The sequence below is a fragment of the Mesorhizobium sp. M4B.F.Ca.ET.017.02.2.1 genome, from assembly GCF_003998955.1.
GTDB lineage: Bacteria > Pseudomonadota > Alphaproteobacteria > Rhizobiales > Rhizobiaceae > Mesorhizobium > Mesorhizobium abyssinicae.
Genome location: NZ_RZOF01000173.1, coordinates 1 through 12,889, shown reverse-complemented (window position 1 = coordinate 12,889; position 12,889 = coordinate 1). Strand labels below are relative to the sequence as shown.

The window sequence follows — 12,889 nt, the reverse complement described above, 5'->3', positions numbered from 1 at the left end:
ATCGAGGACGCCGCGGCCATGGAGGCGGGCGGGCTGCAGCGCCTTTCCGGCGAGTATCTCGCCGCCGCCGTCGCCGATCCCCTGATCATCTTCGACCGCACCGCCACTATCGTCCATGCCAACGCCGCCGCTTTCGCCGCCTTCGGCGGCCTCGCGCCGGGCATGTCGCTGTCGCTGAAGTTCCGCGCCCCGGAAATGCAGGCCTTGCTGGACAGCGTCCTGTCGGGCACGGTCGCATCCGAAATTGTCGACTACACCGAAAAGCTGCCGGTCGAGCGCGCCTACCGCGTCAGCGCCTCCTCTGTCGGTCATGCCACCGACCTCTATGTGCTGGTGTTCAAGGACCAGAGCGAGGCGCGCCGGATCGACAGGATGCGGGCCGATTTCATCGCCAACGCCAGCCATGAGCTGCGCACGCCGCTTGCCTCGATCTCGGGCTTCATCGAGACGCTGCGCGGCCCGGCCCGCGGTGATCCCGCCGCGCGCGACCAGTTCCTGCAGATCATGCAGAACCAGACCGGCCGCATGGCGCGCCTGATCGACGATCTCCTGTCGCTGTCGCGGCTGGAGATGAAGCCCTATCTGAAGCCGGGAACCGAGGTCGATCTGCGCCAGACCATCGACAGCGTCATCGACTCGCTGGCGCCGCTTGCGCGCGAGAACGGCGTCGCCATCGAGCGCGATTTCGTCGATGGCCCGCTCGACGTGCCGGGCGACCGCGACGAGCTTTTCCAAGTCTTCGAGAACCTCCTGGAGAACGCCTGCAAGTATGGCCAGTCCGGCGGGCGCGTCACGGTGTCGATCGAGCGCGACGGGACCGGCCCCGAACCGGGGATCGACGTCACCATCACGGATTACGGTCCAGGCATTCCCGAAGAGCACATCCCGCGCATCACCGAGCGGTTCTACCGGGTCGATGTCGAGAGCAGCCGCACCCAGAAGGGCACCGGTCTCGGCCTGTCGATCGTCAAGCACATATTGACGCGCCACAACGCCAGGCTGTCGATCAAGTCGGAAGCCGGCAAGGGCGCGGCGTTCTCGGTCCATTTGCCGGCCGCCTGAGGTCGTACTATCTACTAACCGGCCATTTCTTTTTTCTGTCATCCGGCTAGCGTATCAGCGCAGGATTCGAGGAAACGACTCGGTCGCAAGACCATGGGGAAGGCATTTCGTCTATGCAGTCCGTGCACATCGTCAGCGCCTATGACGAAGAGCTGAAATACCTGTCGAAGCGGATCGCTGCGATGGGTGGACATGCCGAGCGCATGGTCGAGCAGGCGATCACCGCCTTGGTCAATGCCGATCCCGGCCTCGCCCAGAAGGTCATCCGGGACGATCAGGTCCTCGATGAAGGGCAGCGCGAGATCGACGACAAGGCGATCGTCATCATCGCCAAGCGTCAGCCGATGGCAACGGACCTGCGCGAGATCGTCGGCGCGATCCGCATATCGGCCGACATCGAGCGCGTCGGCGACCTCGGCAAGAATGTCGCCAAGCGCGTGGCTGCCGTCATCGACGGGCGCCAGCCGACCAGCCTGTTCCGCGGCCTCGAGGCGCTCGCCGACCTCGCCTTGACGCAACTCAAGGAAGTGCTCGACGTCTATGCCTCGCGCTCGGTGGAGAAGATCGGCTTCGTGCGTGACCGCGACGACCAGATCGACGCCATGTACACCTCGCTGTTTCGCGAGCTTTTGACCTACATGATGGAAGATCCGCGCAACATCACGCCCTGCACGCATCTTTTGTTCTGCGCCAAGAACATCGAACGCATCGGCGACCACGCCACCAACATCGCCGAGACCATCTACTACATCGTCACCGGCGACCAGATGCCGGCTGAGCGGCCGAAGGGCGACAAGACGGACAAGATCGTGCTTCCCGGCACGCTGCCGGTGAAGTGAACGGCCGCCTCTCGAACACCGCGCTAATTTAGGCTAAGCTCCCGCGAACGTTCCTGAATCCTGCTCAGTGGCCGTGCCTCAGGAGGTTGCCATGGAAAACGTTCGGAACCTCACGCCGGCTCCTGCGCCGACGTCCGGCATTATCGCGTCAAGCGTCTATACGGCCGGCCGCCGCGTCGCGGACATTCCGATCGAGGAGGCCGGCGACTGGGCCAAGAAGCCGGACCATGTCGTCTGGATCGGACTTCTGGAGCCGGACCGCAATCTTCTGCTGCGCGTCCAGGCGCAGTTCCATCTGCATGATCTGGCGATCGAGGATGCCGAGCATCCGCATCAGCGGCCGAAGATCGAGCAATATGGCGATGCCCTGTTCATCGTCGCGCGCACCGCCCAGCTCATCGACGGCCGCGTCACCTTCGGCGAGACGCATCTGTTCGTCGGCGCCGGCTACATCGTCAGCGTCAGGCATGGACCCTCGACATCCTATGCCGCGGTCCGTCAGCATTGGGAAACCTGCCCGCATTCGCTCGCCAAAGGCGAGGATTTCGTCCTCTATGCCATTCTCGACTTCATCGTCGACAACTACATGCCGGTGCTGGAGCAGATCGAGGACGAGGTCGAGGCGATCGAGGACAAGGTCCTGCTGAGGCCGATGACCGGCTCCGACATCGAGCGGCTCTATATGCTGCGCCGCGATCTCCTGCGGCTGCGCAACGCGGCTCTGCCGCTGGTCGAGGTCTGCCGCCGGCTGACCAGCGCCGATCTGCCGCAGATCAATGCTTCGATGCACCCGCTGTTCCGCGACGTGACCGACCATATCCGCACGGTCCAGGAAAAGATCGACAGCCTGCGCGAGGTGCTGGCCTTCGCATTCGAAGCCAGTCTTCTGGTCGGCCAGAGCCAGGAAACGGCGATCTCGAAAAAACTCGCCTCCTGGGCCGCCATCCTGGCGGTGCCGACGGCCTTCGCCGGCATCTACGGCATGAATTTCAACGACATGCCGGAACTGCATATGGAGTATGGCTACCCGACCGTGCTGGTTGCGATCGCGCTGATCTGCTCGTTCCTGTACTGGCGGTTCAGGAAGAATGGATGGCTGTGAAGGCAGAGCGAACAGCGAACAGGAAGTAGCGAATAGAGAACACCGAAAACGGCTTGCTCCCTGTCACGGAAGCCAAGCCGTTCCTATTCGCTATTCGCTATTCGCTATTCGCTCAGCGGCTTCTGCGCCGCTCCGCCGCCGGCTGGAACGCGACGCGGGAGTGGTATTTGCAGTACGGGCCGGTCTCGGCGGCGTCGTTGCCGCAGAAGTTGAAGTCTTCCGACAGCGGGTCGCCATTCGGCCATTTGCAGGTGCGCTCGGTCAGCTCGACCAGCTGCAGGTGCCGCGAGATCGGCACGACCACGTTTTCCACCGGTCGGATATAGTGCCGCGCCACCGGCTCGGCGTCGAACTGCGCCTGCAGCGCGGTCGCGCCGATCGAGGTGGTGACGTGGCGCGTGGCGGTCGCCGCCCGCGATACCGATTTCTGGATGGACGATCCCTGCACGGTCTTCTTCTGGCGCGCCGGGCTTGCCGTCGCGCGGCCGCGGCCCGACAGCTTCAGGCGATGCACCTTGCCGATGACCGCGTTGCGGCTGACGCCCCCAAGCTGTGCGGCAATCTGGCTGGCGCTCAGCCCTTCCGACCACAGTTTCCTGAGAAGTTCTACCCGCTCGTCAGTCCAGTTCATGAGACCGCGCTCCTGCTGAGGCGTGCGGCGATCGGAATCCCTTCCCGTCCCGGCTCCCGCCGGGCAGACAACACCACATATATCGGGTGATTAGGTCCGCCGCACGAAATCTAGTTATTTCTCGACTACAAATACCTCATGCGCTGACTCGGTGACAAGAGTCCCCAGGGCAACACGAATCGGTTTTTCCGGTTTTCCCCAACTTGCCGGCTGCTTATGAACCGGCATCCCGTCGGGGGCGTGCCGCGCGCCTATGCGCGACGTTTTCGTTGACTTCATGGCCGAAAAACACGATAAGCCGCAAAGGCCGCCGCTTTGGCGGCTTTTTTGATTTTCCGGTTCCGGAGACGCATATAATGAGCGGTTCGGCGCTTTACGAGACCTTTGCTCGCGCTCCCCTGGCCTTCGACCGCGGGGAGGGGACCTGGCTGGTCACCGACAAGGGCGAGCGATATCTCGATTTCGCCGGCGGCATCGCCGTCAATTCACTTGGCCACAGCCATCCGCATCTGGTTGCCGCGCTGACCGAGCAGGCGGCGAAGCTCTGGCATGTCTCCAACCTCTACGAGATTCCGGAGCAGCGCCGGCTCGGCGAGCGGCTCGTCGAGGCGACCTTTGCCGACAAGGTGTTCTTCACCAATTCGGGCGCCGAGGCGCTGGAATGCGCCATCAAGACGGCGCGGCGCTACCATTTCGTCAAGGGCCATCCCGAGCGTTTCCGCATCGTCACCTTCGAAGGCGCCTTCCACGGCCGCACGCTGGCGACGATCGCCGCCGGCGGCCAGTATAAATATCTGGAAGGCTTCGGCCCCAAGGTCGAAGGCTTCGACCAGGTCGGCTTCGACGACATCGACGCGGCCGAGAAGGCGATCACGCCGGAGACGGCCGCCATCCTGATCGAGCCGGTGCAGGGCGAGGGCGGTATCCGCCCGGTGCCGACGCAGTCGCTGAAGCGGCTGCGGCAGCTTTGCGACCAGCATGGCCTGCTTCTGATCTTCGACGAGGTCCAGTGCGGCATCGGCCGCACCGGCAAGCTGTTTGCGCATGAATGGTCCGGCGTCACCCCGGACCTGATGGCGATCGCCAAGGGCATCGGCGCCGGCTTCCCGTTGGGCGCGTGCCTCGCCACCGACGAGGCTGCGGTCGGCATGACCGCCGGCGTGCACGGCACCACCTTCGGCGGCAATCCGCTGGCGATGGCGGTCGGCAACGCGGTGCTCGACGTGGTGCTGGAGGAAGGCTTCCTCGAGGATGTCCAGCGCAAGGCACTGCTCCTGAAGCAGGGATTGGCCGGCGTCGCCGACGAGTTCCCCGAGGTCCTCGAAGGCATCAGGGGAACTGGCCTGATGCTCGGCCTCAAATGCGTGATGCCCAACACCAAGGTCAACATGGCGCTGCGAGACCAGCATCTGCTCGCAGTTCCGGCCGGCGACAACGTCATTCGCCTGCTGCCGCCCCTCACCGTCACCGATGCCGAGATCGGCGAAGCGCTCGACCGCATCCGCGCCGGCGCCCAGGGCCTGGCGGATGCCATCGCCTCGGCCGCCGCGAAGTAGTTCCGGAACCATTGCCGATGTCCGTTCGCCATTTTACCGACCTGTCCGCCGTTTCCGAAGGCGATTTGCGCGTCATGCTGGACGACGCGATGGTGCGAAAGGCCAGGCTCAAGGCCGGCGAGCACACCAAGCCGCTCGAGGGCAAGGTGCTGGCGATGATCTTCGACAAGCCCTCGACCCGCACGCGCGTGTCCTTCGACGTCGGCATGCGCCAGCTCGGCGGCGAGACCATCATGCTGACCGGCACCGAGATGCAGCTCGGCCGCTCCGAGACCATCGCCGACACCGCCAAGGTGCTGTCGCGCTATGTCGACGCCATCATGATCCGCACCACCTCGCATGAGCGGCTGCTGGAGCTGACCGAGAACGCCACCGTTCCGGTCATCAACGGGCTGACCGACGACACCCATCCGTGCCAGCTGATGGCCGACATCATGACCTTCGAGGAGCATCGCGGTCCGGTGGCCGGCAAGACCTTCGCCTGGACAGGCGACGGCAACAATGTGCTGCATTCGCTGCTCGAAGCCTCGGCGCGTTTCCGCTTCAACCTCAACGTCGCGGTGCCGGAAGGCAGCGAGCCGGACGAGAAGCACATCGGCTGGTCGAAGGCCAATGGCGGCAAGCTCAACTTCACCCGCTCGGCCGAGGAGGCCGTCCATCAGGCCGACTGCGTCGTCACCGACTGCTGGGTGTCGATGGGCCAGGAACATCGCGCGCGCGGCCACAACGTCTTCCTGCCCTATCAGGTCAATGCGGCGCTGATGGCGAAGGCAAAGCCGGACGCGCTGTTCATGCACTGCCTGCCGGCGCATCGCGGCGAGGAGGTGACCGACGAGGTCATCGACGGGCCGCATTCGGTGGTGTTCGACGAGGCCGAGAACCGCCTGCATGCCCAGAAGGCGGTTTTGGCCTGGTGTCTGGGAGCTTGATCTCCGGAGGTGTGATGCCTATCTGCGGCGCATCACGCAAATCGAGCGCGTTTGGACGCATGCACCCCAAAGGGTGGCATGGCCGCGCCCCGGAGCTTTGTCATGTTGGAAACCCGTCAAGTGACTGAACATCACCCGCAACTCGGCGAATTCGGCTACGCCGGCGACGATCACGTCGTGCCCTTCGAGGTCGCGCCGCTCGACGTGCGCGGCCGCACCGTGCAGCTCGGGCCGATGCTCGACGCCATTCTTGCCCGCCACGACTATCCCGAGCCGGTCGCGCGCCTGCTGGCGGAAGCCTGCGTGCTGACGGTTTTGCTCGGCACCTCGCTCAAGTTCGAGGGCAAGTTCATCCTGCAGACCCGCACCGACGGGCCGGTCGACATGCTGGTGGCAGATTTCTCAACCCCGCATGCGCTGCGCGGCTATGCGCGCTTCGATGCCGACCGGTTGCAGGCGCTGGCCGCCGCCGGCGAGGTCTCGCAGCAGACGCTGCTCGGCAACGGCGTGCTGGCGCTGACCATCGATCAGGGCGTTCACACGCAGCGCTATCAGGGCATCGTCCAGCTCGACGGCTCCTCACTGGAGGAGGCCGCGCGCACCTATTTCCGCCAGTCGGAGCAGATCCCGACCGACATCAGGCTGTCGGTGGCCAAGCTGGTTACGCCCGGTCCCGGTGGCGCCCGCGAGCAATGGCGCGCCGGCGGCCTTCTGGCGCAGTTCCTGCCGAAGGCGCCGGAACGCATGCGCGTGCCGGACATTTCCGGCGGCGACGGCGATCCGCGCGAAGCGGTCCATGAGCCGGCCGACAATTCCTGGCAGGAATTGCTCGCGCTGCTCGGCACCATCGAGCCGACCGAGCTGATCGATCCGACTGTCGGTGCCGAACGCCTTCTCTACCGGCTGTTCCACGAACACGGCGTGCGCGTCTTCGGCGGCGTGCCGGTTGCCGACCAGTGCTCGTGCTCGCGCGAGAAGATCCGCGGCATCCTCGCCGGCTTCTCCGCCCAGGAGATCAAGGACAGCACCGAGGAGGGCGGCATCCATGTCGCCTGCGAGTTCTGCTCGACGCAGTACGACTTCGACCCGGCAGAGTTCGCCGCGGCTCAATAGGGTCACTTTCCAGACCAAGCGCGTCGCCTGATCTATTTCAGCGCGACGCGCTCTAGGCGCCGCACCGATCTCCGCGTCAAATGAATTCCTGGAGGTGCCTGCGGACATCCGAGGCTCGTTCGACGGGAGCCATGTGGGTTTCGTTTCCGAGCACCATGAGCTTCGCGCCGCTGATCGCGCTCGCGGTGGCTTCCATCATCCCGCCGAAGAACTGGTCCCTTTCACCGCCGAGGATCAGAGTCCTCGCCGAGATGTTGCGGAGGTCTTCTTCCGTCACATCGTCGTCGAGCATTGCTTCGAGATAGCGGACGATCGTGCTCGGCGCCCCCATCCGCGCAACCAGGCTGCGTGCTTCGAACCTCAGTCGAAGACGCAAAAGAAGGTTCAACCAGGGTCGCCGGAACACCGTCGTGAATTCCTTCAGCAAAGCGTGAAATTGTCCGGCCTGTGCGAATTGGATCTGTTTCCTGAGCCGCCTTTTTCCATCGGCCGAAAAGCCATGCGCGCTCGCCAGCAGGATCAGCTTGCCTACAAGGTCCGGGTACCGCGCGGCCACCTGCGTGGCGACAACGCCGCCATAGGAAATACCCATCAGGCTCGCTGGCTTCTTGAAGTCGGCGTCGATGATCTCCGCGATGTCTCTGGCCATGCCCTCGAGCGAAGGATCGGCTTTTGGAGCGGGATCGTAGCCAATCAGCACGAAGCTCGTGTTGGGTGGAAGGATACGGATGAGCCGTCCGGCATCCTTCTCCAGTCTTGATGGCCGGGGTTTCATCATGAACCCCTGACCGCCGTTGATGATGAGAAGACTTTCCGGTCCTTGTCCAACTCTTGCGAACGGCAGCCGGCCCAGAAACAACCCTGTTTCAATTCTGTCCATCAAGCCGCTGCCTGGCGTGCGGTTGGGGCAGTGGCGGCCAAGCGTACGCGGCCACTAGTTCACCGTCCGCCGCGTGCCGGGCAGGTCGAGAGAGAAGGCGGGGATGGCGACATTGAACGTCTCGCCGCGCTTGTTGCGCATCGTATAGTGGCCGACCATGATGCCCGACGGCGTCGAGAGCGGGCAGCCCGAGGTGTACTGGTAGCTGTCGCCGGGATTGAGTTCGGGCTGGTCGCCGACGACGCCGGCGCCGCGCACCTCCTCCACCCGGCCGCTGCCGTCGGTGATGTGCCAGTAGCGCGAGAGCAGCTGCACGAATTCGTCCGAGCGGTTGTCGATTGTCACCTGGTAGCCCCAGACATAGCGGTTCTCCGAAGGATCGGAGCGATCCTCCAGATAGAACGGCCTCACCTGAACTTCGATGTTGCGCGTGACGGCGCGATACATGAGCTACCCCAACAATTCGGGAACTTTCGGCGCACTCCGCTGTCGGGTCAACGATGCGTGACGCCTGTCCCTTCCGCCTTATGCGCACGTGCCGGCAAACAATGTCATTTAAGTGACACACGACAATGATGGTGTGCACGGACCGTGCTGGGCGACTCAAGCGCTCTGTCGACCTGTTCAAAATGGCCATCTCCTGGCCGGCTTTTCCGGAGTGACCAGATCTCGATGGAACTGATCGCCATGGCCGCCGCCCTGCTTTCCATAGCCCTGCTTCTCTCAAATCTCGCCAGCATCCTGCTTGCTGCGCGCCGGCTGAAGCCGCCGCGCGGCATGGCCGCGCCCGCGGGCAGGACGCCGCCGGTGTCGATCGTCATCCCCTCGCGCGGCATCGAGCCGTTTGCCGAGGAGACGCTGCAGCGCGCCTTCTCGCTCGACGGGCCGCGCTACGAGCTGATCTTCTGCGTCGCCCATGCCGACGATCCGGTGGTCAAGCTGATAAACAGGGCAATTGCCCGGTTTCCCAAGGTGCCGGCCCGGCTGCTGGTCGGCGACGACCGCGTCAGCGCCAATCCGAAGCTGAACAATTGCGTCAAGGGCTGGGAGGCGGCGCGCCACCACTGGGTGATCCTCGCCGATTCCAACGTGCTGATGCCGCGCGACTATATCCATAAGCTGATGGCCGCGTGGAGGTCCGATACCGGCCTCGTCTGCTCGACGCCGGTCGGCTCGCGGCCGGACGGCTTCTGGGCCGAGGTCGAATGCGCCTTCCTCAACACGCTGCAGGCGCGCTGGCAATATGCCGGCGAGGCGCTTGGCCTCGGCTTCGCCCAGGGCAAGAGCATGCTGTGGAACAAGCCCATGCTCGACGCCAATGGCGGCATCCGCGCGCTTGCCGCAGAGATCGCCGAGGACGCCGCGGCGACCAAGCTGGTCAACGGCATCGGCCTTCGCGTCCATCTCGTCGCCTCGCCCTTCGAGCAGCCGCTCGGCGAGCGCAGGCTTGGCGAGATCTGGTCGCGCCAGGCGCGCTGGGCGCGGCTGCGCCGCGTCACCTTCCCGCTGTTCTTCGCGCCCGAAATCCTGACCGGTGCGGCGGTGCCGCTTGTCCTGGCACTGGTAGCGGCGGCCCAATTGGGCATCAGCCTGCCGGCCACAACGCTTTGCGTGCTGGCACTCGCCTACCTGCCGGAATGCGCCCTCGCATGGGCCAACGGCTGGCACCTGTCGCCGCGCACGGTCGCGGCGATGATCGTGCGCGACGCGATGCTGCCGGTGATATGGGCGCGCGGCTGGCTGGGCGGCGCCGTCGACTGGCGCGGCAACGCCATGACCATCGGCACCAAGGTGGCCGAACTGGAAGAGACGCCCTCGAGCGCCTGACCGGGCCTTCGCCCAGGTCCCCTATTTCGCCGCCTTCAGCGCCTGCTCGACATCGGCAAGCAGGTCGTCCGTGTCCTCCAGGCCGACGGAGAGCCTGAGCGTGCCCGGGCCGATGCCGAGCTCGGCGCGCGCCTCGTCGCTGAGGTTCTTGTGCGTGGTCGTCGCCGGATGGGTGATCAGGCTCTTGGCGTCGCCGAGATTGTTGGAGATCAGCACGATGTCGAGCGCGTTCTGGAAGGCGAAGGCCGCCTGCTTGCCGCCCTTGACGTCGAGGCAGATCAGCGTCGAGCCGCCCGACATCTGCTTCCTGACGATCTCGGCCTGCGGATGGTCGGCGCGGCCCGGATAGATGACGCGGGCGATCTCCGGCCGTTCGGCGAGGAAGTCGGCGATCTTGCCGGCGCTCTCCGTCTGCTGGCGCACGCGCAACGGCAGCGTCTCCAGGCCCTTGAGCAGCGTCCAGGCATTGAACGGCGACAGGCTCGGCCCGGTGTGGCGGAAGTAGTCGTGCAGGTTCTCGTCGATCCACTTCTTGTCCGACAGGATGATGCCGCCGAGGCAGCGCCCCTGTCCGTCTATGTGCTTGGTCGCCGAATAGACGACGATGTGGGCGCCGAGCTGCAACGGCTTCTGCTGCAGCGGCGTGGCGAAGACGTTGTCGACGATCAGTCTGGCGCCGATCGAATTGGCGAGCGCGGCGACAGCGGCGATGTCGACCACTTCCAGCGTCGGGTTGGTCGGGCTTTCCAGGAAGAACAGCTTGGTGTTCGGCCGCACCGCCTTTTCCCAGTTGGCGATATCGGTGCCGTCGACCAGCGTCGCCTCGATGCCGTATTTCGGCGCCAGCGTTTCGACCACCCAGCGACAGGAGCCGAACAGCGCGCGCGCCGCCACGATATGGTCGCCCGCCCTGGCGCTGCACAGCAGCGCGGCGCTCACCGCCGCCATGCCGGAGGCCGTGGCGCGAGCGTCCTCGGCGTCTTCCAGGGCGCACATGCGCTTTTCGAACATGTCGACCGTGGGATTGGCGTAGCGCGAGTAGATGAAGCCCGGCTCCTCGCCCTTGAAGCGGGCTTCGGCGGCCTGCGCCGTCTCGTAGACATAGCCCTGGGTGAGATACATCGCTTCTGATGTCTCGCCGAAGCCGGAACGCAGCGTTCCGCCATGCACGAGTGCCGTCTGAGGCTTCCAGTCACGCTTCTTGGTCATCGCTCTACTTCCAGATACAAAAAAACCGGCCGCGAAAAGTCGCAACCGGTCCATACGGCCTTGCGGCCCGACGGTCCTTTAGCGACTTGTTTAACGTGGCTGCAAGCCGACCGGCCAAATCACCACGGGATAACGACCCTTTAGACCCGCGCCGCGCTTGCGTCAATTGCCGGCTTCATTAAGAGGTTTGTACCAGCGGCCTTGGAGCGGAGCCTTGCGGCAGACAGGCATTCTTCCCGATCAGGACATTTCCGCGCTGTTCCAGTCCGGCGCGCTGAAGTCGCCGCGCGTGCTCGATGCCGACCAGATCCAGCCGGCCAGCCTCGACCTCAGGCTGGGCGACAAGGCGTTCCGCGTGCGCGCCTCCTTCCTGCCCGGCCCCGATCATCTGGTGGCCGACAAGCTCGACCGGCTGAAGCTGCACGAGATCAATCTCGTCGACGGTGCTGTGCTGGAGACGGGCTGCGTCTACATCGTGCCGCTGCTGGAAGGCCTGGCATTGCCCTCGAACGTGTCCGCTTCGGCCAATCCGAAGAGCTCGACCGGGCGGCTGGACATCTTCACCCGGGTGATGACCGATCGCGGCCACGAGTTCGACAAGATCGCCGCCGGCTATCATGGCCCGCTCTATCTCGAAGTCAGCCCGCGCACCTTTCCGATTGTCGTGCGCGCCGGCTCGCGCCTGTCGCAGATACGCTTCCGCACCGGCAATGCGCTGCTGTCGGAAAGCGAGTTGCGCGATCTCCACCATGCCGAGATGCTGGTTGCCACCGAGCCGCCCAACATTTCCGGCGGCGGCATCGCGCTGTCGATCGATCTCGATGGCGACAAGGACGGGCTGGTCGGCTATCGCGGCAAGCATCACACCGGCCTCGTCGATGTCGACAAGCGCGCCGCGCAGGACGTCGTCGACTACTGGGAGCCGCTTTACAAGAGCGGCGCCGGCGAGCTGGTGCTCGATCCCGATGAGTTCTACATCCTGGTCAGCCGCGAGGCGGTGCATGTGCCGCCGCTCTACGCCGCCGAGATGACGCCCTTCGATCCGCTGGTCGGCGAATTCCGCGTCCACTATGCCGGCTTCTTCGATCCGGGCTTCGGCCATTCGGCGGCCGGCGGCACCGGCAGCCGGGCGGTGCTCGAAGTGCGCAGCCACGAGGTGCCGTTCATCCTCGATCACGGCCAGATCGTCGGGCGGCTGGTCTACGAGCACATGCTGAAGCGGCCGCAGGCGCTTTACGGCACCGACCTTGGCTCCAACTACCAGGCGCAGGGCTTGAAGCTCTCCAAGCATTTCCGCGCCGCGCGCTGACCCGTCGCCCGCGTCAGACTCCGCTTGCCCGGTCCCGCGCGCCATGCTTGGCTGGCGCCACCGGTCCAGAACCTGACAGAGGGAGACGAAAATGCAGATATCCAGATGGATCCTATCGGCAGCCGCTGCCGCCATGCTGACGCTCGGCGCCGGCGCCTTGTCGGCGCAGGCCGCCGAAAAGATCAAGATCGGCACCGAGGGCGCCTATCCGCCGTTCAACACCATCACGCCCGACGGCAAGGTCGAGGGCTTCGACATCGACATCGCCAATGCGCTGTGCGCGCAGATGAAGGTCGAATGCGAGATCGTCACCCAGGACTGGGATGGCATCATTCCGGCCCTCCAGGCCAAGAAATTCGACGCCATCATCGCCTCGATGAGCATCACCGAGGAACGCAAGAAGCAGGTCGCCTTCACCCACAAATACTATAC

General features: G+C 64.8%; 13 protein-coding genes and 1 riboswitch. Of the genes, 9 read left to right on the top strand and 4 right to left on the bottom strand.

Annotation, left to right across the window (positions count from 1 at the left end):
- From EN738_RS20135 to EN738_RS20125, 3 genes are all read left to right on the top strand, one after another.
- Positions 1-1,062, top strand: a 1,062-nt coding sequence (locus EN738_RS20135) for an ATP-binding protein (protein ID WP_127285239.1), incomplete at its 5' end; no start/stop codon positions are given.
- A gap of 113 nt (positions 1,063-1,175) precedes the next feature.
- Positions 1,176-1,901 (top strand): phosphate signaling complex protein PhoU, encoded by a 726-nt coding sequence (gene phoU, locus EN738_RS20130; protein WP_127285238.1) that lies wholly within the window; start codon positions 1,176-1,178, stop codon positions 1,899-1,901.
- Positions 1,902-1,992: 91 nt separating this feature from the next.
- A complete protein-coding gene (locus EN738_RS20125) occupies positions 1,993-3,003 on the top strand; it encodes a magnesium and cobalt transport protein CorA (protein ID WP_127285237.1) in 1,011 nt (336 codons plus the stop codon).
- A 112-nt stretch (positions 3,004-3,115) separates the two neighbouring features.
- On the opposite strand, the gene EN738_RS20120 is transcribed toward EN738_RS20125, so the two are convergent.
- Positions 3,116-3,634 carry a GcrA family cell cycle regulator gene (locus EN738_RS20120; protein WP_126056595.1) on the bottom strand — a complete coding sequence of 173 codons (519 nt, stop codon included), beginning with the start codon at positions 3,632-3,634 and terminating at the stop codon, positions 3,116-3,118.
- Between the two features lie 356 nt (positions 3,635-3,990).
- Here EN738_RS20120 and EN738_RS20115 point away from each other — a divergent pair, with 356 nt between their 5' ends.
- From EN738_RS20115 to EN738_RS20105, 3 genes are all read left to right on the top strand, one after another.
- The gene (locus tag EN738_RS20115) at positions 3,991-5,190 is read left to right on the top strand and encodes an aspartate aminotransferase family protein (RefSeq protein ID WP_127285236.1); all 1,200 of its coding nucleotides are present in this window, start codon (positions 3,991-3,993) and stop codon (positions 5,188-5,190) included.
- 17 nt (positions 5,191-5,207) lie between these two features.
- The gene (gene argF / locus EN738_RS20110; RefSeq protein ID WP_127285235.1) at positions 5,208-6,119 is read left to right on the top strand and encodes an ornithine carbamoyltransferase; all 912 of its coding nucleotides are present in this window, start codon (positions 5,208-5,210) and stop codon (positions 6,117-6,119) included.
- 78 nt (positions 6,120-6,197) lie between these two features.
- Positions 6,198-7,232, top strand: coding sequence for an Hsp33 family molecular chaperone (locus EN738_RS20105; protein WP_127285234.1), 1,035 nt, complete (start codon positions 6,198-6,200; stop codon positions 7,230-7,232).
- Positions 7,233-7,308: 76 nt separating this feature from the next.
- Here the strand turns inward: EN738_RS20105 and EN738_RS20100 are convergent, their stop codons facing one another.
- Together EN738_RS20100 and apaG are read right to left on the bottom strand one after the other, a co-directional pair.
- The gene (locus EN738_RS20100) at positions 7,309-8,112 is read right to left on the bottom strand and encodes an alpha/beta hydrolase (protein WP_127285233.1); all 804 of its coding nucleotides are present in this window, start codon (positions 8,110-8,112) and stop codon (positions 7,309-7,311) included.
- A 54-nt stretch (positions 8,113-8,166) separates the two neighbouring features.
- The gene (apaG, locus tag EN738_RS20095) at positions 8,167-8,559 is read right to left on the bottom strand and encodes a Co2+/Mg2+ efflux protein ApaG (RefSeq protein WP_127285232.1); all 393 of its coding nucleotides are present in this window, start codon (positions 8,557-8,559) and stop codon (positions 8,167-8,169) included.
- A 225-nt stretch (positions 8,560-8,784) separates the two neighbouring features.
- Here apaG and EN738_RS20090 point away from each other — a divergent pair, with 225 nt between their 5' ends.
- Positions 8,785-9,939, top strand: a complete 1,155-nt coding sequence (locus EN738_RS20090; protein WP_127285231.1) for a ceramide glucosyltransferase — start codon at positions 8,785-8,787, stop codon at positions 9,937-9,939.
- 21 nt (positions 9,940-9,960) lie between these two features.
- On the opposite strand, the gene EN738_RS20085 is transcribed toward EN738_RS20090, so the two are convergent.
- The gene (locus tag EN738_RS20085) at positions 9,961-11,148 is read right to left on the bottom strand and encodes an O-succinylhomoserine sulfhydrylase (RefSeq protein WP_127285230.1); all 1,188 of its coding nucleotides are present in this window, start codon (positions 11,146-11,148) and stop codon (positions 9,961-9,963) included.
- Between the two features lie 58 nt (positions 11,149-11,206).
- A riboswitch (SAM riboswitch) is annotated at positions 11,207-11,284 on the bottom strand.
- Positions 11,285-11,362: 78 nt separating this feature from the next.
- On the opposite strand from EN738_RS20085, the gene EN738_RS20080 reads away from it, so the two are divergent.
- Positions 11,363-12,457, top strand: coding sequence for a 2'-deoxycytidine 5'-triphosphate deaminase (locus EN738_RS20080; protein WP_127285229.1), 1,095 nt, complete (start codon positions 11,363-11,365; stop codon positions 12,455-12,457).
- Positions 12,458-12,548: 91 nt separating this feature from the next.
- Positions 12,549-12,889: transporter substrate-binding domain-containing protein (locus EN738_RS20075; protein WP_127285228.1), on the top strand; the 341-nt coding region annotated here is incomplete at its 3' end.